The 17,250-nt window shown below is 73.6% G+C and carries 19 protein-coding genes; 12 read left to right on the top strand and 7 right to left on the bottom strand.

Annotated elements, in window-relative coordinates:
- The first annotated feature begins 12 nt into the window (after positions 1 to 12).
- Positions 13 to 663 (top strand): ABC transporter permease, encoded by a 651-nt coding sequence (locus tag MUU72_RS02955; protein ID WP_248011488.1) that lies wholly within the window; start codon positions 13 to 15, stop codon positions 661 to 663.
- 200 nt (positions 664 to 863) lie between these two features.
- On the opposite strand, the gene MUU72_RS02945 is transcribed toward MUU72_RS02955, so the two are convergent.
- Positions 864 to 1,388: a cupin domain-containing protein gene (locus MUU72_RS02945; protein WP_248011487.1), complete on the bottom strand. Its 525-nt coding sequence runs from the start codon at positions 1,386 to 1,388 to the stop codon at positions 864 to 866.
- An 80-nt stretch (positions 1,389 to 1,468) separates the two neighbouring features.
- On the opposite strand from MUU72_RS02945, the gene MUU72_RS02940 reads away from it, so the two are divergent.
- On the top strand, positions 1,469 to 2,320 hold the full coding sequence (locus MUU72_RS02940) for a LysR family transcriptional regulator (protein WP_248011486.1): 852 nt from the start codon (positions 1,469 to 1,471) through the stop codon (positions 2,318 to 2,320).
- Positions 2,321 to 2,455: 135 nt separating this feature from the next.
- Positions 2,456 to 3,256, top strand: a complete 801-nt coding sequence (locus MUU72_RS02935) for an alpha/beta fold hydrolase (protein ID WP_248011485.1) — start codon at positions 2,456 to 2,458, stop codon at positions 3,254 to 3,256.
- Here the strand turns inward: MUU72_RS02935 and MUU72_RS02930 are convergent.
- On the bottom strand, positions 3,222 to 3,806 hold the full coding sequence (locus MUU72_RS02930; protein ID WP_248011484.1) for a TetR/AcrR family transcriptional regulator: 585 nt from the start codon (positions 3,804 to 3,806) through the stop codon (positions 3,222 to 3,224). The two genes, MUU72_RS02935 and MUU72_RS02930, sit on opposite strands and share 35 nt — an antisense overlap.
- A gap of 200 nt (positions 3,807 to 4,006) precedes the next feature.
- Here MUU72_RS02930 and MUU72_RS02925 point away from each other — a divergent pair, with 200 nt between their 5' ends.
- Entirely contained in the window at positions 4,007 to 5,149 is a 1,143-nt protein-coding gene (locus MUU72_RS02925; RefSeq protein ID WP_248011483.1) for an FAD-dependent oxidoreductase, read from the top strand.
- Between the two features lie 45 nt (positions 5,150 to 5,194).
- On the opposite strand, the gene ybaK is transcribed toward MUU72_RS02925, so the two are convergent.
- The 3 genes from ybaK to MUU72_RS02910 are packed head-to-tail and all read right to left on the bottom strand — an operon-like array spanning position 5,195 to position 8,159.
- A complete protein-coding gene (gene ybaK / locus MUU72_RS02920) occupies positions 5,195 to 5,710 on the bottom strand; it encodes a Cys-tRNA(Pro) deacylase (protein WP_248011482.1) in 516 nt (171 codons plus the stop codon).
- 47 nt (positions 5,711 to 5,757) lie between these two features.
- A complete protein-coding gene (locus tag MUU72_RS02915) occupies positions 5,758 to 6,498 on the bottom strand; it encodes an LON peptidase substrate-binding domain-containing protein (protein WP_248011481.1) in 741 nt (246 codons plus the stop codon).
- Positions 6,499 to 6,557: 59 nt separating this feature from the next.
- Complete coding sequence (locus MUU72_RS02910; RefSeq protein ID WP_248011480.1) at positions 6,558 to 8,159, bottom strand: oxidoreductase; 1,602 nt, start codon at positions 8,157 to 8,159, stop codon at positions 6,558 to 6,560.
- Positions 8,160 to 8,608: 449 nt separating this feature from the next.
- Here MUU72_RS02910 and hisD point away from each other — a divergent pair, with 449 nt between their 5' ends.
- From hisD to hisF, 8 genes are read left to right on the top strand one after another with little or no spacing between them, the layout of a single operon-like run.
- Positions 8,609 to 9,934, top strand: a complete 1,326-nt coding sequence (gene hisD / locus MUU72_RS02905) for a histidinol dehydrogenase (protein ID WP_248011479.1) — start codon at positions 8,609 to 8,611, stop codon at positions 9,932 to 9,934.
- Between the two features lie 8 nt (positions 9,935 to 9,942).
- Complete coding sequence (locus tag MUU72_RS02900; protein ID WP_248011478.1) at positions 9,943 to 11,076, top strand: histidinol-phosphate transaminase; 1,134 nt, start codon at positions 9,943 to 9,945, stop codon at positions 11,074 to 11,076.
- Positions 11,073 to 11,678, top strand: coding sequence for an imidazoleglycerol-phosphate dehydratase HisB (gene hisB, locus MUU72_RS02895; protein ID WP_018536733.1), 606 nt, complete (start codon positions 11,073 to 11,075; stop codon positions 11,676 to 11,678). Before MUU72_RS02900 ends, hisB begins: the two co-directional genes overlap by 4 nt.
- A complete protein-coding gene (locus tag MUU72_RS02890) occupies positions 11,678 to 11,842 on the top strand; it encodes a CG2302 family histidine operon protein (RefSeq protein WP_199836342.1) in 165 nt (54 codons plus the stop codon). The genes hisB and MUU72_RS02890 overlap by 1 nt, the downstream gene beginning before the upstream one ends.
- Complete coding sequence (hisH, locus tag MUU72_RS02885) at positions 11,839 to 12,504, top strand: imidazole glycerol phosphate synthase subunit HisH (RefSeq protein ID WP_248011477.1); 666 nt, start codon at positions 11,839 to 11,841, stop codon at positions 12,502 to 12,504. Before MUU72_RS02890 ends, hisH begins: the two co-directional genes overlap by 4 nt.
- A 5-nt stretch (positions 12,505 to 12,509) precedes the next feature.
- Positions 12,510 to 13,232: a bifunctional 1-(5-phosphoribosyl)-5-((5-phosphoribosylamino)methylideneamino)imidazole-4-carboxamide isomerase/phosphoribosylanthranilate isomerase PriA gene (priA, locus tag MUU72_RS02880; protein WP_248011476.1), complete on the top strand. Its 723-nt coding sequence runs from the start codon at positions 12,510 to 12,512 to the stop codon at positions 13,230 to 13,232.
- Positions 13,233 to 13,276: 44 nt separating this feature from the next.
- Positions 13,277 to 13,687 (top strand): Rid family hydrolase, encoded by a 411-nt coding sequence (locus MUU72_RS02875; protein ID WP_248011475.1) that lies wholly within the window; start codon positions 13,277 to 13,279, stop codon positions 13,685 to 13,687.
- A 7-nt stretch (positions 13,688 to 13,694) separates the two neighbouring features.
- Positions 13,695 to 14,450, top strand: coding sequence for an imidazole glycerol phosphate synthase subunit HisF (gene hisF, locus MUU72_RS02870; protein ID WP_248011474.1), 756 nt, complete (start codon positions 13,695 to 13,697; stop codon positions 14,448 to 14,450).
- A gap of 101 nt (positions 14,451 to 14,551) precedes the next feature.
- On the opposite strand, the gene MUU72_RS02865 is transcribed toward hisF, so the two are convergent.
- Entirely contained in the window at positions 14,552 to 15,295 is a 744-nt protein-coding gene (locus tag MUU72_RS02865; RefSeq protein ID WP_248011473.1) for a succinate dehydrogenase/fumarate reductase iron-sulfur subunit, read from the bottom strand.
- Positions 15,292 to 17,241 (bottom strand): fumarate reductase/succinate dehydrogenase flavoprotein subunit, encoded by a 1,950-nt coding sequence (locus tag MUU72_RS02860; RefSeq protein ID WP_248011576.1) that lies wholly within the window; start codon positions 17,239 to 17,241, stop codon positions 15,292 to 15,294. Before MUU72_RS02860 ends, MUU72_RS02865 begins: the two co-directional genes overlap by 4 nt.
- Positions 17,242 to 17,250 lie beyond the last annotated feature (9 nt).

Here is a 17,250-nt window from a genome sequence, read left to right as displayed (position 1 = left end):
CACGATGACGGGGTGACCGCACCGCAGACGCCCCCCGAGAACCAACCACCCGAAGAGCCCCACCGGCACCAGGACCCCGCCGCCCCCGAGGCCGGGGCCACCGCGGGGCCCGGCCCGGAACGCTCCCGCGAGCTGCGCGAGGCCGTGCTGATCGCGCTGCTGGTGGCGGTCAGCGGGGTGCTGTTGGGTGTGTTGTGGGCCTGGCTGGCGCCGCGCGTGCCGCTGATCGCGGACACCCGCAACGTCTACCTCAAGAACACCGAGGGCGAGGAGGCGATCGGCGCCGACGGCACCTTCGTCCTGCTCGGGCTCGCGTTCGGCGTGGTCAGCGCGGCGGTGGTCTTCCTGCTGCGGCGGCGCGGCGGGATCCCGCTGGTGGTCGGGCTGGCCGCCGGCGGGCTGCTGGCCGCCGTGCTCGGCTGGCTGACCGGCATGTGGCTGGGCCCCACCCCCGACGTGGTCGCGCACGCCAAGCAGGTGGGGCCCGGGGTGGTCTTCGACGGCCCGCTGCGGCTCCAGGCCAAGGGCGCGCTGCTGGCCTGGCCGGTCGCCGCGATGCTCACCCAGATCGTGCTGACCGGGCTGTTCGGGCCGCGCGACCCGGAGGACGCCCCGGTGGTGCCGGACTGGTCCGGTCACCACCAGCAGCCGCCGGCCGGCTGACGGCCCGGCCGGACCGGTGCCCTCCCCACCACCGGGCGGGGGCCGGCCGGAGGGTCACGGCCGCAGCGGCCAGGAGCCCGGCGTCGCGTGCGATCCGGCGGTCTTCGCCGGTCAGGCGGGCGGCGCAGGCCCCGGGGCGCAGGAGCACGAATCCGAGGGCCGCGGCCGTGGCCGGCCGGGGTGCGCCGCCGGTCAGCGCGTCAGCCGAGGCCGGTCGCGGGCTCGGTCGCGTAGCGGCTCATCGCCTCGATGCCGGCCTGCGCCGTCAGCGGCCGGCCGCCGGCCATGATGCGCTGGAGGTCCCGGAAGTACTGCACGTACAGGTCCGGCGTGAACGTGCTGAGCATGGCGGCGGGCTCGTCGGTCACGTTGGCGAAGGCGTGGGGGACGCCGGGCGGGACCATCACCAGCGTGCCCGGGGTGGCGTCGTACTCGGTGTCCCCGACGGTGAACCGCACCGTGCCGGAGAGGATGTAGAAGCCCTCGTCGTGCCGGCCGTGGCGGTGCTGCGGCGGTCCGGGGGTGTGCGGGGCGAGGACGGACTCGGTGACGGCGAGGCGGTGCCCGGTGTGGCTGCCGTCTTCGAGGACGCGCATGCGCGTGGAGCCCAGGATGATCGTCTCGCCGTCGCCGGGGCCGGTCACCGAGACGGCGGGGGCGGCGGAGGGTGCGCTGGTCCTGGTTTCGTCGGTCGTGGTTTCGTCGGTCGTGGCTTCGTCGGTCATGCTCCGAGTGCACCGCCGGTGCCCCGCCGGTGTCCAAGACCTCTTCCGCGGAGCTGATACCCGCTGGGTATCGTTGCAGCGTGGAGCTGCGTACCCTGCGCTACTTCGTGGCGGTCGCCGAGGAACTGCACTTCGGTCGGGCCGCGGTCCGGCTGCACATGAGCCAGCCGCCGCTGAGCCGGGCGATCAAGCAGCTGGAGACCGAGCTCGGTGCCCCGCTGTTCGTCCGCGCGCCCGCCGGCGTCACGCTCACCCCGGTGGGCGCCGTGCTGCTCGACGAGGCGCGGGCCCTGCTCGACCACGCCGAGCGCGTCCGGGTCCGCGTGAGCGCGGCGGCCGGTGCCGCGACCCTCACCGTCGGCATCCTGGGCGGCAGCACCGACCCGGCAGCGCACCGGCTGGCCGCCGCCTACCGGCGGCGCCACCCCGGCATCGACATCCGCATCCGCGACGCCGACCTGACCGACCCGACCTGCGGGCTGCGCGCCGGACTGGTCGACGTGGCCCTGACCCGGGCGCCGTTCGACGACCGTGCGCTGACGGTACGTGAGCTGCGGACCGATCCGGTGGGCGTGGTGCTGCGCGCCGACGATCCGCTGGCCCGCCACGACCGGCTGCGCCTGGCCGACCTGGGGGACCGCCGCTGGTTTCAGTTCCCGCGGGGCACCGACCCGGTCTGGCAGGCGTACTGGAACGGCGGTGCGCCGCGCGAGGGCCCCGTGGTGCGCGTCGTCCAGGAATGCGTGCAGGCGGTGCTGTGGAACGGCACGGTCGGCCTGGCCCCGCTCGGACACGACCTGCCCGCGGAGCTGGTGGCGGTGCCGCTGGCCGACATGGCGCCGAGCCGCGTGGTGGTGGCGTGGAACGCGGGGGACACCAACCCGCTGGTCCGCTCCTTCACCGCGCTCGCCACAGCCGCGTACCGTCACTGAGCGGCCGCCGAGCGGCAGGTGCCCCTCCGGGACCTGCCGGGCGTCCGTGCGGCCCCGGCGCCGGTGGGCGCCGATGCTGGTGCACGGCACCGGGGCGTACTGTGTCCGCCCCACCGGAGTGGAGGAAGCCGGCCCATGACGTACACGACGACTCCCGACGGGGTCCGCATCGCCTACCAGCTCCGGGGCGACGGTGCCCCCCTCGTCCTGCTGGCGGGACAGGCCAACAACCACCACTGGTGGGATGCGGTCCGGGCCGACTTCCACCCGGCCCGCAGCACCCTCACCCTCGACTACCGCGGCACCGGCGACAGCGACAAGCCCGACACCCCCCACGGCACCGCGCTGTTCGCCCAGGACGTCATCGCCGTCCTCGACGACCTCGGCATCGACCGGGCCGACGTCTACGGCACGTCCATGGGCGGCCGGGTGGCCCAGCAACTCGCCGCCCGCCACCCGCACCGCGTCCGCGCCCTGGTCCTGGGCTGCACCTCACCCGGCGGCCCGCACGGCGTCGAACGCGGCGACGACGTCCGCCGGGCCCTGGCCCAGCCGCACCCCGGAGCCGCGCGGCAAGCCCTGCTGGAGCTCATGTACACACCGCGCTGGCTCGCCGACCACCCCGGCCCGCACCACACCCTCGGCGACCCCGGCATGCCCGCCCACTCCCGGCGCCACCACCTCGCGGCCGGCAACCGGCACGACGCCTGGGACCTCCTGCCCGGCATCAGCGCACCCACCCTGGTCGTCCACGGAACCGACGACCTGCTCAACCCCACCGCCAACGCACCCCTGCTCGCCGACCGCATCCCGGGCGCCCGGCTCCACCTGATCCCCGGTGCCCGGCACGCCTACTTCGAGGAAGCCCGCAGCCACGCCGGGCCCCTGGTCCTGGACTTCCTCACGGCTGCCCGGGGGGCTGCCAGCCGTTGGTGAGGAGGGCGAAGACTTCCTCGACGGCCGCCCTGCGGTCCTTCTGCCGTTGGGCCAGGGTGGGGACCTCCAGGACGAAGCGGGCCAGGGCGGTGCAGGCGAGGTTGTCGTGGTCCACGCCGTACTCGTCGGCGATGGCCGCGCTGAGGGTGTCGGTGTGGCGGGTCCACATGCGTTCGGCGTAGGCGCGCAGGGCCGGGGTGGTGTTGACCAGGCGGGTGAACTCCGCTGCCCGGGGGTCGGCGGCGAGCGGCAGCCAGGTGGCGAGGACGTGCTCGCGCAGGGCGTCGAGGACGCTCTGACCCGCGGGCCGTTGGCGCACGGCCGCGGCCAGGTGCGCGTCCGTGCTCTCTTCCTGGTCGAACACCAGGGCTTCTTTGCCGGTGAAGTGCTTGAAGACCGTGGCGGTCGAGACATCCGCGGCTTCGGCGATGTCCTTGATGCTGACGCGGTCGTAGCCGCGTTCCAGGAAGAGGCGGAGTGCGGCGTCGGCGATCGCCTGCCGGGTGGCGGCCTTCTTGCGCTCGCGGCGGCTGACAACGGGCTCGGTCATGCCGCGAGCCTATCCGAAAGTGCCATCCGAAGAAGAGTTGTCACATTCTACTTTTCTACTTACTCTACTTTTGAGGCTGCGGGGCGGACTCGGCCGCCGTCCGCACCGGCACGTCCCGCGCCCGGTTCCCGGCGCCCGCGCCGACACCTCCGCCCGTGACGCCGCGACGTCCCACCCACCCCTGAGCCAAGGACCACCCCATGGTTTCTCCGAACCCCGCGCACGCCCGGATCAGCATCATCGGAGCCGGACCCGGCGGGCTGACCTGCGCTCGCATCCTCCAGCGGCACGGCCTCGCGGTCACCGTCCACGACCGCGACACCGGCCCCGCCGCCCGCAACCAGGGCGGCACCCTGGACCTGCACGCCGACAACGGCCAGATCGCGCTGCGGGAAGCCGGTCTGCTCGACGCGTTCTTCCGGCTGGCCCGCCCCGAGGGGCAGGAGATGCGCCGGCTGGACCCGGCGGGAACGCTGACCTCCCACCAGATCCCCGGGCCCGGCGAGCTGTTCAAGCCGGAGATCGACCGCGGTCAGCTGCGCGACCTGCTGCTCGGCTCCCTCCACCCCGGCACGGTGCGCTGGGGCCACGGCCTCGACCGCGTCGGCGGCCGCGCCCACGGGCCGCGCCTGCTGCACTTCACCGACGGCACCACCGTGGAGACCGACCTGGTCATCGGGGCCGACGGCGCGTTCTCCCGGGTGCGTCCGGCCGTCTCGCCGGCCGTCCCCGCGTACACCGGGGTGAGCTTTCTGGAGGCGTGGTTCTCCGACGTCGAAGCCCGCCACCCCGAGATCGCCGACCTGGTCGGCCAGGGCAGCGCGCACGCCGCCGACGGCCGGCGCGGCATCTTCGCCCAGCGCAACAGCGACGACCACATCCGGGTGTACCTGATCCAGCGCGTCCCGGCCGACTGGATCGCCGCGAGCGGCCTGCGGCCCACCGACACCGAGGCGCTCCGCGCCCGGCTGCTGGAGCGCTACGCCCGCTGGTCGCCCCGCATGAAGCGGATGATCACCGACAACGACGGCCCCTACGTGGACCGCCCGATCTTCGCCCTGCCCGTCCCCCACACCTGGGAGCACGATCCCACGGTGACTCTGCTCGGCGACGCCGCCCACCTCATGCCGCCCCTGGGCGTCGGCGTCAACCTCGCCATGCTCGACGCGAGCGACCTCGCCGGGGCCCTGGCGAACGCGGCGACCGTCGCCGACGCCGTCCGCGCCTACGAGAAGACCATGCTCCCCCGCTCGGCCGAGACCGCCCGCGCCCTCGAAGGCGGCGCCGAGCACCTGGTGGCCGGCGCCTTCCCGGACTTCGGTGATGACGGCCCCCGGCACTGAAGCGCGTCCCGGACAACCGGCAGGCAGGACCGGTGGCGCCGGGCCCTACCCCCGGGCGATCGGGGCGAAGCGGGCGCCGGTCAGGGCGGCCAGGTCGGCGGGTGACAGTTCGACCTCCAGGCCGCGCCGGCCGGCCGACACGCACACCGTGGGGCGGCCCTCGGCCGAGGCGTCCACCACCGTCCGCAGCCGCTTGCGCTGGCCCAGCGGGGAGATCCCGCCGAGCACGTAGCCGGTGCTGCGCTCGGCCGCCGCCGGGTCGGCCATCGCGGCCCGCTTCCCGCCCACCGCGGTGGCCAGCGCCTTGAGGTCCAGCGAGCCGGAGACCGGGACGACGGCCACCGTGAGGGTGCCGTCCACGTCCGCCAGCAGCGTCTTGAAGACCTGGTCGGGGGAGAGGCCGAGCGCCTCGGCGGCCTCCTCGCCGTACGACGGGGCCGCCGGGTCGTGCGCGTACGCGTGCACCGTGAAGGGGACGCCGGCCGCGGTCAGCGCCACCGTCGCGGGCGTGCCGCCGGACTGCCGGCCGCCGTTCTTCCCCTGCTTCGCCTTCTTCGCCACCGCGCCTTCGCCTCGCTCGCACATCCGGGGACGACCGCCCGGGCGGGTCAGTTGGGGCTGGTCGGCTGCCGGGTCAGCTCCACCGCCGGCAGCGACGGGAGCTTACCGATCACCGCCGACTCCTGGCGAAGCAGTTTCAGCTCCTGCCGCAGCCGGGCGGCGGTGTCCGGCGCCTCCAGCAGCCGCTGCTTGGCCGGTACGTCCAGCACCGCCGCCGCGGCGACCAGATACGACAGCACCGAGGGGTCGGCGGGCAGTTCCTGGCCGCCGGTCAGGGTCCGCTCATTGGCCCAGGCCAGTCGCTTCTGGTAGGTGCGGAAGGCCCGCACCACCCCGGAGGCCAGCGCGCCCGCGCCGTCCCCGTGGTCCTCGGCCAGCTCCGCCAGCTCACCGGTCAGGTACGGCCCGGAGGCGTCCACCGAGAGCAGCCGGAAGCGGGTGGTGCCGGTCGCCAGGACCTCGTAGCCGCCGTCGGCCGGCTTCTCCCGGATGGTCGCCGCGTCCGCGACGCAGCCCACCGTGTGGAAGGCGCGCAGCGGATCGTCGCCGAAGCCCGCGGCCGGACCGGACGCGGCGGGCGCGGTGGCGTCCGGCAGCCCGGGCGCGGTGGGCGCGACCTCCCGGCCGTCCCGGATGGCGACCACCGCGAAGCGGCGCTCGTCCTCGGGACGGTCCAGCAGGTCGCGCATCATGGCCCGGTAGCGCGCCTCGAAGACGTGCAGCGGCAGCACCAGGCCCGGGAAGAGCACCGAGTTGAGGGGGAACAGCGGCAGACGCACGGAGGACACAGTCCGTAAGCCTAGAGCCTGCGCCGGCGCGCACCACCACCGCTACCCGCCCGGCCCGCCTATTGCCGCCGCAGCAGCCGGGACGCGCCGGCCGCGACCGTGGTCGCCAGCACCCATCCCAGCACGATCATCACGGCCGCGACCCACTGCGCGGCCCCGCCGGGTTTCCACGCGCCGCCCTGGTAGAGGTCGATCACCGGCAGCAGCAGGTCGAGGGTGTAGAGGTACGGATTCCACGGCGGCGCCTCGTCGGGCTTGAGGGGCGGCGGCGGGTACGAGGAGAAGTACGCGGTACCGATCGCCCACAGGACCGCCATCCACACCGCGGCCCGCCCCGGGCGGTAGCCGTAGGCCACCGTCCAGTCCTGGAGGAAGCCCCACGCCTTCGCCGCCAGCGGCAGCGTCTCGCGCCGCCGCCGCTGCTTGGCCAGCAGCACCTCCCGGGCGTCCGCGTCCTCGCCCATCGCGCGCAGCGAGGCGGCCAGCATCTCGTACGGCTCGGGCGCGTACTCCGGGGTCGCCGCGGCCACCCACTGGAGCCGCAGCGAGAGCGGGAAGTGGCCGCGCGGGATCAGCGTCTCGTAGGCGAAGCCGGCCATCATCAGCCCGCCCAGGCCCGGCCAGCTCGCCGACTTGTCGACGAGGTTGACGACCCGGGCGCCGGAGAGGATGACCCGGCCGCGCTGCGGGCGCTCGCCCAGGAACCGCAGCTCCGGGGTCTGGATGCGGCGCAGCGACAGCTCCTGGTCGGACTCCATGATGAACCGGGCGTGCTCCAGGTCCACCGCGTCCCCGAACCGCCCGTCGTCCAGCCGCACCCCGCCCTCGCACTCGAAGCGCTGCATCCGGGTGCCGCGCGAGGGGGTGTGGGTGATCCCGTACGGGGGCGTCGCGCCGCTGGAGAACGGCGAGTTGGCCAGGCCCGCGGCGGTCAGGTAGAGGGTGCGCTCGACGGTCAGCTGGGGGGCGTTCAGCGCCCGGCGGCCGAACGGATTGCTCAGGTGGCTGCCGCGCAGGCTCAGCGACACGCCGACGGTGGCGCCGCGCAGCGACAGCTCGCCGTACGACTCCAGCATCTCGGCCTGGAGGTCCTGCGCCACGGTCAGCCCGTCCGCCATGATCGAGCGGCCCTGGCGGTCCTTGTGCGCGACGACCTGGTTGAGCATCAGATCGGTGCCGATGTGCGCGTCGGTCAGCCGGATCCCGGAGTGCACCACGCAGCGCGGCAGGTGCAGATCGCCCTCGGTCTGGAGCCGGGCCGCCTCCAGCCGCGGCAGCGCGCAGTTCACCAGCCGCAGCGTGGTGAAGCGGCTCTCCGGCAGCAGCACCTCCGCCTCGAAGCGGCAGTCCCGCAGCTCCACGAATGGCTTGATCGTGCCGCCCGCAAGGTCGAGAGTGTCCGTGATGTACGCACCGGTGAGCTTCAGCGCGGACACCCGGCCGGGCTGCGCCGGTGGCCCGTCGAGCAGCAGCAGCGCCACCACCCGGGCCCTGATCCGGCGCTCGGGGCCCCACAGGTGCTGCCCGTGCGGGTCGTCCCGGGACGGCTCGCCGGTGTGCAGGTGGCAGGTGCTGCCGTTGCGGAACGCCTGCCACATGCTCCATTCCGCGGACGTCAGTCGCAGGTCGGCGGGTGCGTCGCCGTCCCTGGCTCCGGTCACTGGCTCCCCCTTGCTCAAGGTGCCGGCGGCACCCCGTGTCTGGTGTCTGTGCTGGTCGAGTGCGGTGTGCGGGGCGCGTGCCCGGTGGGTGCCGCGGGTGCCGCCGGACCGGCCGGGCGGGGGCCGGGCCGGCCCGCCCGCGGTGGTGCGGGCCAGCGGGCGGCCGGCGGCCCCGGTGGCCGGTCCCCGCGCTCCCGGGCGGCCCGCCGTCCGGTCGCGCTACCTGTTCGGACGCATCCCGGCGGGCCGGATTCCGTCCGCGGTGCGGACGTCCCCGAACGCCCGCACCGACCCCTTGCCCGCCCGGTGACCGGTTGAACACGCGTGGTCAGGGCCAACTCCGGTCAACTTCGCGGGCCCGTCCGGCGGCCGTCCGCACCGCGTGTCACTGCGTATCACCCAGTGATACGGGCGCCCGGGCCCGGCGGCGGGTCTGAGACACTGGGGGCGTGATCTCCCGAATCGACCTGCGTGGCGCCGCCCTCCCCGAGGGCGCCGCCCTGCGCGACCTGCTGCCCCGTGCCGAGTTCGACGTGGAAGCCGCCCTGGAGAAGGTGCGGCCCATCTGCGAGGACGTACGCCATCGCGGCACCGCGGCGCTGATCGAGTACGCGCGGCGGTTCGACGGCGTGGAGATCGAGCGGGTCCGGGTCCCGGCCCAGGCCCTCACCGACGCCCTGCGGGCGCTGGACCCGGCCGTCCGCGCCGCCCTGGAGGAGTCCGTCCGGCGCGCCCGGATCGTCCACCGCGCGCAGCGCCGCACCGACACCACCACCACGGTCGTCCCCGGCGGCACGGTCACCGAGCGCTGGGTCCCGGTCGAGCGGGTCGGCCTCTACGTCCCCGGCGGCCGCTCGGTCTACCCGTCCTCCGTGGTCATGAACGTGGTCCCCGCCCAGGAGGCCGGCGTCGGCTCGCTGGCCGTCGCCTCCCCGCCGCAGAGCGACTTCGGCGGCCTGCCGCACCCCACCATCCTCGCCGCCTGCGCCCTGCTCGGCGTCGACGAGGTCTACGCCGCCGGCGGTGCCCAGGCCGTCGCGATGTTCGCCTACGGCACCGACGAGTGCGCCCCGGTCAATCTGGTCACCGGCCCCGGCAACATCTACGTCGCCGCCGCCAAGCGTCTGCTCAAGGGCCGGATCGGGATCGACTCCGAGGCCGGCCCCACCGAGATCGCGGTCCTCGCCGACCGCACCGCCGACCCGGTCCACGTCGCCGCCGACCTGATCAGCCAGGCCGAGCACGACCCGATGGCCGCCGCCGTCCTGGTCACCGACTCCGAGGAGCTGGCCGACCGCACGGAGAAGGAGCTGGCCCCGCAGATCGAGGCCACCAAGCACGTCGCGGACCGGATCGGGCCGGCGCTGTCCGGCCGGCAGTCCGCGATCGTCCTGGTCGACGGCCTCGACGAGGGCCTGGCGGTGGTGGACGCCTATGGTGCCGAGCACCTGGAGGTCCAGACCGCCGACGCCGCCGCGGTCGCCGCCCGGGTCCGCAACGCCGGCGCGATCTTCGTCGGCCCCTACGCCCCGGTCTCCCTCGGCGACTACTGCGCCGGCTCCAACCACGTCCTGCCCACCGGCGGCTGCGCCTGCCACTCCTCCGGCCTGTCCGTCCAGTCCTTCCTGCGCGGCATCCACGTCGTGGACTACTCGCGGGACGCGCTGGCCGAGGTCGCCCACCACGTGGTGACCCTCGCCGAGGCCGAGGACCTCCCGGCCCACGGCGCGGCGCTGAAGGCGCGGTTCGGTTGGACGGTTCCCGAGAGCAAGTGAGCAGGCACGTGACCAGGATCGACGACCTCCCCCTCCGGGACGAGCTGCGCGGCAAGTCCCCCTACGGCGCACCGCAGTTGGACGTCCCGGTGCGCCTCAACACCAACGAGAACCCCTACCCGCTCCCCGAACCGCTGGTGCGGCGGATCGCCGAGCGGGTCACCGAGGCCGCCCGCCACCTCAACCGCTACCCGGACCGGGACGCGGTCGAGCTGCGCACCGAGCTGGCCGCCTACCTCACCCGCACCGCGGGGCACCCGGTGACCGCCGGCCAGGTCTGGGCCGCCAACGGCTCCAACGAGGTCATCCAGCAGCTGCTCCAGACCTTCGGCGGCCCGGGCCGCACCGCCCTGGGCTTCGAGCCGTCGTACTCCATGCACGCGCTGATCGCGCGCGGCACCGGCACCGGCTGGATCTCCGGGCCGCGCGGCGAGGACTTCACCATCGACGTCGCGGCGGCCGAGCGGGCCATCGCCGAACACCGGCCCGACGTGCTCTTCGTCTGCTCCCCGAACAACCCCACCGGCAGCGCCGTCGGGGCCGACACCGTCCTCGCGCTGTACGAGGCGGCGCAGGCCGCCCGGGCCGGCACCGGGGGCGCGCTCGTGGTGGTCGACGAGGCGTACGTGGAGTTCAGCCACCGCCCGTCGCTGCTGCCGCTGATCGAGGGCCGGCCGAACATGGTCCTCTCCCGCACGATGTCCAAGGCGTTCGGCGCCGCGGGCCTGCGGCTGGGCTACCTCGCCGCCGACCCGGCGGTGGTGGACGCCGTCCAGCTGGTCCGGCTGCCGTACCACCTCTCGGCCGTCACCCAGGCCACCGCGCTGGCCGCCCTGGAGCACACCGATACCCTGCTCGGGTACGTCGAGCAGCTCAAGGGCGAGCGGGACCGCCTGGTCACCGAACTGCGTGCGGCCGGCTGCCAGGTCGTCGACTCGGACGCCAACTTCGTCCAGTTCGGCCTGTTCGACGACGCGCACGCCGCCTGGCAGGCCATCCTCGACCACGGCGTACTGGTCCGCGACAACGGCGTACCGGGCTGGCTGCGGGTCACCGCCGGCACCCCGGCCGAGAACGACGCGTTCCTCGACGCGGTGCGCGCGGTGTGCAAAGAACGCAGCCTGAAGGAGAACAAGCGATGAGCGGGGCGACCGCCCGCGTGGGGCGCGTGGAGCGCACCACCAAGGAGACCACCGTGCTGGTCGAGATCGATCTCGACGGCACCGGCCAGGTCGACGTCTCGACCGGCGTCGGCTTCTACGACCACATGCTCGACCAGCTCGGCCGGCACGGCCTCTTCGACCTCAAGGTCAAGACCGACGGCGATCTGCACATCGACACCCACCACACCATCGAGGACACCGCCCTCGCGCTGGGCGCCGCCTTCAAGCAGGCGCTCGGCGACAAGGTCGGCATCTACCGCTTCGGCAACTGCACCGTCCCGCTGGACGAGTCGCTGGCCCAGGTGACCGTGGACCTCTCGGGCCGCCCGTACCTGGTGCACACCGAGCCGGAGAACATGGCGCCGATGATCGGCACCTACGACACCACGATGACCCGGCACATCCTGGAGTCGTTCGTCGCCCAGGCCCAGATCGCGCTGCACGTCCACGTCCCGTACGGGCGCAACGCCCACCACATCGTGGAGTGCCAGTTCAAGGCGCTGGCCCGGGCCCTGCGCTACGCCAGCGAGCGCGACCCGCGGGCCGCGGGCATCCTCCCGTCCACGAAGGGCGCCCTGTGATGAACGGTCTGTCCACCGTCTTCATCCTCGTGGGCCTCTTCCTGCTGGGCGGGGTCTACTCGTTCTGGAAGCAGAAGATCCCCAAGTCCGTGATCACCCTGCTCGCCATCGCCTCGGCGATGTGCCTGGTGGCCGGTGTGATGCGACTGGAGGTGTGGAATTGAGCGCCGCGCAGCCCGCCGCGGGGAAGGCCGCCAAGAAGGTCGTGGTCTTCGACTACGGCTTCGGCAACGTCCGGTCCGCCGAGCGCGCGCTGGCGCACGTCGGCGCCGAGGTGGAGATCACCCGCGACTACGACACCGCGATGAACGCCGACGGGCTGCTGGTGCCCGGCGTCGGCGCGTTCGCGGCGTGCATGCGCGGGCTGAAGGAGGCCCGCGGCGACTGGATCATCGGCCGCCGGCTGTCCGGCGGCCGCCCGGTGATGGGCATCTGCGTCGGCATGCAGATCCTCTTCGGCCGCGGCATCGAGCACGGGGTGGAGACCGACGGCCTCGACGAGTGGCCCGGCACGGTCGGCCCGCTCAAGGCCGAGGTGGTCCCGCACATGGGCTGGAACACCGTCCGCGCCGCCGAGGGCACCCGGCTCTTCGCCGGACTGCCCGCCGACGCCCGCTACTACTTCGTGCACTCCTACGCGGTCCACGACTGGGAGCTGGAGACCGGCAACGCCGCCATGACCGCGCCCAAGGTCACCTGGGCCACCCACGGCGAGCCGTTCGTGGCCGCGGTCGAGAACGGCCCGCTGTGGGCCACCCAGTTCCACCCCGAGAAGTCCGGCGACGCCGGTGCCCAGCTCCTGACCAACTGGATCGAAACGCTGTGAACGCTGTGAAGAAGCTTGAACTGCTGCCCGCCGTCGACGTGCGCGACGGCCAGGCCGTCCGCCTGGTGCACGGCGAGTCCGGCTCGGAGACCTCCTACGGCGACCCGCTTCAGGCCGCGCTCGCCTGGCAGGCGGCCGGCGCCGAGTGGCTGCACCTGGTCGACCTGGACGCCGCGTTCGGCACCGGCGACAACCGCGCGCAGATCGCCGAGGTCGCCCGCTCCATGGACATCAAGGTGGAGCTGTCCGGCGGCATCCGCGACGACGCCTCGCTGGCCGCGGCGCTCGCCACCGGCTGCACCCGGGTCAACATCGGCACCGCGGCGCTGGAGAACCCGGAGTGGGTCGCCAAGATCATCGCCGAGCACGGCGACCGGATCGCGGTGGGCCTGGACGTCCGCGGCACCACCCTGCGCGGCCGCGGCTGGACCCGGGACGGCGGCGACCTCTACGAGACGCTGGCCCGCCTGGACTCCGAGGGCTGCGCCCGCTACGTGGTCACCGACATCAACAAGGACGGCACCCTCCAGGGCCCCAACCTGGAGCTGCTGAAGAACGTCTGCGCGGCCACCGACCGCCCGGTCGTCGCCTCCGGCGGCGTCTCCTCCCTGGACGACCTGCGGGCGATCGCCGCGCTGGTGCCGCAGGGTGTCGAGGGCTCCATCGTCGGCAAGGCGCTCTACGCGAAGGCGTTCACCCTCGAAGAGGCACTGGCGGCGGTCTCGTAAGGCCGCGGGTGCCGCAACCGGCCAAGGCCAAGGGAGGCGGCGTGATGAGCATCGAGCGCGTACGGACCGACAGTCCCTGGGAAGAGACCATTGGCTTCGCGCGCGCGGTGGCGGCCGGCGACCGGGTCCTGGTCGCGGGCACCATGCCGCTGGTCGGCGGCGTCCTCCAGGGCGAGGGGGATCCCTACGTCCAGACCAAGGTCGCCTTCGGCAACGCGCTGGCCGCGCTGAAGCCCTTCGGGCTGGGCACCGCCGAGGTGGTCCGCACCCGCATGTACCTCACCCACCTGCGGGACGCGGACGCCGCCGCCCGGGCCCACCGGGAGCTGTTCGAGGCCGCGCCGCCCGCCACGACCCTGGTCGTGGTCTCCGGCTTCGTCGATTCCCGGGTGCTGGTGGAAGTAGAACTAGAAGCGTTCCGGGACCCGTCCCGGAACACCGAGCGAGAAGGCTGAGAACGACATGACCCTGGCGGTCCGCGTCATCCCCTGCCTGGACGTCGACAACGGCCGCGTCGTCAAGGGCGTCAACTTCCAGAACCTCCGCGACGCCGGGGACCCGGTCGAGATGGCGAAGGTCTACGGCGAGGAGGGTGCCGACGAGCTGACCTTCCTCGACATCACCGCGTCCTCCGGCAACCGCGAGACCACCTACGACGTGGTCCGCCGCACCGCCGAGCAGGTCTTCATCCCGCTGACCGTCGGCGGCGGGGTGCGTACCGCCGAGGACGTCGACAAGCTGCTGCGGGCCGGGGCGGACAAGGTCGGCGTGAACACCGCGGCGATCGCCCGCCCGGAGCTGATCAAGGAGATCGCGGAGCGCTTCGGCAGCCAGGTGCTGGTCCTGTCGGTGGACGCCCGGCGCACGGCGGACGGCTCGTTCGAGGTCACCACGCACGGCGGCCGCCGCTCCGCCGGGATCGACGCCGTGGAGTGGGCGCACCGCGCCGCGGAGCTGGGCGCCGGGGAGATCCTGCTGAACTCCATGGACGCCGACGGCACCAAGGACGGCTACGACGTGGCGATGATCGAGGCGGTCCGCCGGCACGTCAGCGTCCCGGTGATCGCCTCCGGTGGCGCCGGCAGGCTCGGCGACTTCGCCCCCGCGGTGGCCGCCGGCGCCGACGCGGTGCTGGCCGCCTCCGTCTTCCACTTCGGCGACCTGCGCATCGGCCAGGTCAAGGACGCCCTGCGGGAGGCCGGCCACCCGGTGCGGTGACCGGTTCCGCCGGGGCCGCTGCCGGTTGCGCGGGCGAACGGACGGGCCCCCTCCGCGGCATGCGGAGGGGGCCCTCGCCATCCGGGTCCGGGGCCGCCGGGTCACCGCGCCTTGCGCGCCGCGCGGACGAACTCGCGGTTCATCCGGGTGATGCTGAACAGCGGGATGCCCTTGGGGCAGGCGGTGGCGCACTCACCGGCGAGGGTGCAGCCGCCGAACCCCTCGGCGTCCATCTGCGCCACCATGTCCAGCACCCGCGACTCGCGCTCCGGGGCGCCCTGCGGGAGCACGCCCAGGTGGTTGACCTTCGCGGAGGTGAACAGCATCGCCGCGCCGTTGGGACAGGCCGCGACGCAGGCGCCGCAGCCGATGCACTCGGCGTGCTCGAAGGCGGCGTCGGCGTCCGGCTTCGGCACCGGTGTGGCGTGCGCCTCGGGCGCGGAGCCGGTCGGTGCGGTGATGTAGCCGCCGGCCTGGATGATCCGGTCGAAGGCGGAGCGGTCCACGACCAGGTCCTTGACGACCGGGAAGGCCGCTGCGCGCCACGGTTCGACGTCGATGGTGTCGCCGTCCTCGAAGGACCGCATGTGCAGCTGGCAGGTGGTGGTCCGCTCGGGGCCGTGCGCGTCGCCGTTGATGACCAGCGAGCAGGCGCCGCAGATGCCCTCGCGGCAGTCGTGGTCGAAGGCGACCGGGTCCTCGCCCTTGAGGATCAGCTCCTCGTTGAGGGTGTCGAGCATCTCCAGGAAGGACATGTCGGGGGAGATGCCGTCCACCTCGTACGTGGACATGGCGCCGTCGGCGCCGGCGTTCTTCTGGCGCCAGACGCGCAGGGTGAGCCTCATGCGTAGCTCCGCTGGGTGGGGTGGACGTACTCGAAGACCAGGTCTTCCTTGTGCAGGGTGGGGGCCGCGCCGGCGCCGGTGAACTCCCAGGCGGCGGCGTAGCAGAACTCCTCGTCCCGGCGGGCCGCCTCGCCGTCGGGGGTCTGCGACTCCTCGCGGAAGTGGCCGCCGCAGGACTCGCGGCGGTGCAGCGCGTCGAGGCACATCAGCTCGGCGAGCTCCAGGTAGTCGACGATGCGGTTGGCCTTCTCCAGCGACTGGTTGAACTCGGCGCCGGTGCCCGGGACCTTGATGCGCCGCCAGAACTCCTGGCGGATCTCGGGGATGCGGGCCAGGGCCTTGCGCAGACCGGCGTCGGTGCGGGCCATCCCGCAGTACTCCCACATGAGTTCACCGATCTCGCGGTGGAAGGAGTCGGGGGTGCGGTCGCCGTCGACGGCGAGCAGCAGGTTGATCCGGTCCTCGGTCTCGGCCAGCACCTCCTGGACGGCCGGGTGGCCGTCGTCGACCGGCTCCTGGTGCGGGTTGCGGGCCAGGTAGTCGTTGATGGTCGAGGGCAGGACGAAGTAGCCGTCGGCCAGGCCCTGCATCAGGGCGCTGGCGCCCAGGCGGTTGGCGCCGTGGTCGGAGAAGTTGGCCTCGCCGATGGCGAACAGGCCGGGGACGGTGGTCTGGAGGTCGTAGTCGACCCACAGGCCGCCCATCGTGTAGTGCACCGCGGGGTAGATCCGCATCGGCACCCGGTACGGGTCCTCGTCGGTGATCCGCTGGTACATGTCGAAGAGGTTGCCGTACTTGGCCTCGACGGCCTTGCGGCCCATGCGGGCGATGGCGTCGGCGAAGTCGAGGTAGACGCCCTGGCCGCCGGGGCCGACGCCGCGGCCCTCGTCGCAGACGTTCTTGGCGGCGCGGGAGGCGATGTCGCGGGGGACGAGGTTGCCGAAGGACGGGTAGATCCGCTCCAGGTAGTAGTCGCGCTCGTCCTCGGGGATCTCGTTCGGCGGGCGGGTGTCGCCGGTGGCCTTCGGCACCCAGATCCGGCCGTCGTTGCGCAGCGACTCGCTCATCAGCGTCAGCTTGGACTGGTGGTCGCCGGTGCGCGGGATGCAGGTGGGGTGGATCTGGGTGAAGCAGGGGTTGGCGAAGTAGGCGCCGCGGCGGTGGGCCCGCCAGATCGCGGTCGCGTTGGAGTTCATGGCGTTCGTCGAGAGGTAGAAGACGTTGCCGTAGCCGCCCGAGGCGAGCACCACCGCGTCCGCGAAGTGGCTGGAGATCTCCCCGGTGACCAGGTCGCGGGCGACGATGCCGCGGGCCCGGCCGCCGATGACGATCAGGTCGAGCATCTCGGTGCGCGGGTGCAGTTCGACGTTGCCGGCCGCGATCTGCCGGGACAGCGCCTGGTAGGCGCCGAGCAGCAGCTGCTGGCCCGTCTGGCCGCGGGCGTAGAAGGTGCGGGAGACCTGGACGCCGCCGAACGAGCGGGTGTCGAGCAGGCCGCCGTACTCGCGGGCGAAGGGGACGCCCTGCGCCACGCACTGGTCGATGATCTCCACCGAGATCTGCGCCAGCCGGTGGACGTTGGACTCGCGCGCCCGGAAGTCGCCGCCCTTGACGGTGTCGTAGAAGAGGCGGTGGACCGAGTCGCCGTCGTTGCGGTAGTTCTTCGCGGCGTTGATACCGCCCTGTGCGGCGATGGAGTGCGCCCGGCGCGGGGAGTCCTGGTAGCAGAACTGGACGACGTGGTAGCCCTGTTCGGCGAGGGTGGCGCCGGCCGAGCCGCCGGCCAGGCCGGTGCCGACGACGATGACCGTGTGCTTGCGGCGGTTGGCCGGGTTGACCAGCTTGGCCTCGAAGCGGCGGGTGTCCCAGCGCTCGGCGATCGGCCCGGCCGGGGCCCTGGTGTCGGCGACCGGCTCACCGGTCGCGTAGTCGGTGTAGGCGGGGATACCCGAGGG

This window comes from Streptomyces rhizoryzae (assembly GCF_023155275.1).
Taxonomy (GTDB): Bacteria; Actinomycetota; Actinomycetes; order Streptomycetales; family Streptomycetaceae; genus Streptomyces; species Streptomyces rhizoryzae.
This window is presented reverse-complemented; position numbering and strand designations above follow the sequence as displayed.

Excerpts from the sequence above, each read along its gene's own strand:
- MUU72_RS02890 (WP_199836342.1), top strand. The coding sequence starts at position 11,678 with ATGAACGGTCTGTCCACCGTCTTCATCCTCGTGGGCCTCTTCCTGCTG.
- hisB (WP_018536733.1), top strand. The coding sequence starts at position 11,073 with ATGAGCGGGGCGACCGCCCGCGTGGGGCGCGTGGAGCGCACCACCAAG.
- hisF (WP_248011474.1), top strand. The coding sequence starts at position 13,695 with ATGACCCTGGCGGTCCGCGTCATCCCCTGCCTGGACGTCGACAACGGC.
- MUU72_RS02945 (WP_248011487.1), bottom strand. The coding sequence starts at position 1,388 with ATGACCGACGAAGCCACGACCGACGAAACCACGACCGACGAAACCAGG.
- MUU72_RS02865 (WP_248011473.1), bottom strand. The coding sequence starts at position 15,295 with ATGAGGCTCACCCTGCGCGTCTGGCGCCAGAAGAACGCCGGCGCCGAC.
- MUU72_RS02925 (WP_248011483.1), top strand. The coding sequence starts at position 4,007 with ATGGTTTCTCCGAACCCCGCGCACGCCCGGATCAGCATCATCGGAGCC.
- MUU72_RS02930 (WP_248011484.1), bottom strand. The coding sequence starts at position 3,806 with ATGACCGAGCCCGTTGTCAGCCGCCGCGAGCGCAAGAAGGCCGCCACC.
- MUU72_RS02875 (WP_248011475.1), top strand. The coding sequence starts at position 13,277 with ATGAGCATCGAGCGCGTACGGACCGACAGTCCCTGGGAAGAGACCATT.
- MUU72_RS02935 (WP_248011485.1), top strand. The coding sequence starts at position 2,456 with ATGACGTACACGACGACTCCCGACGGGGTCCGCATCGCCTACCAGCTC.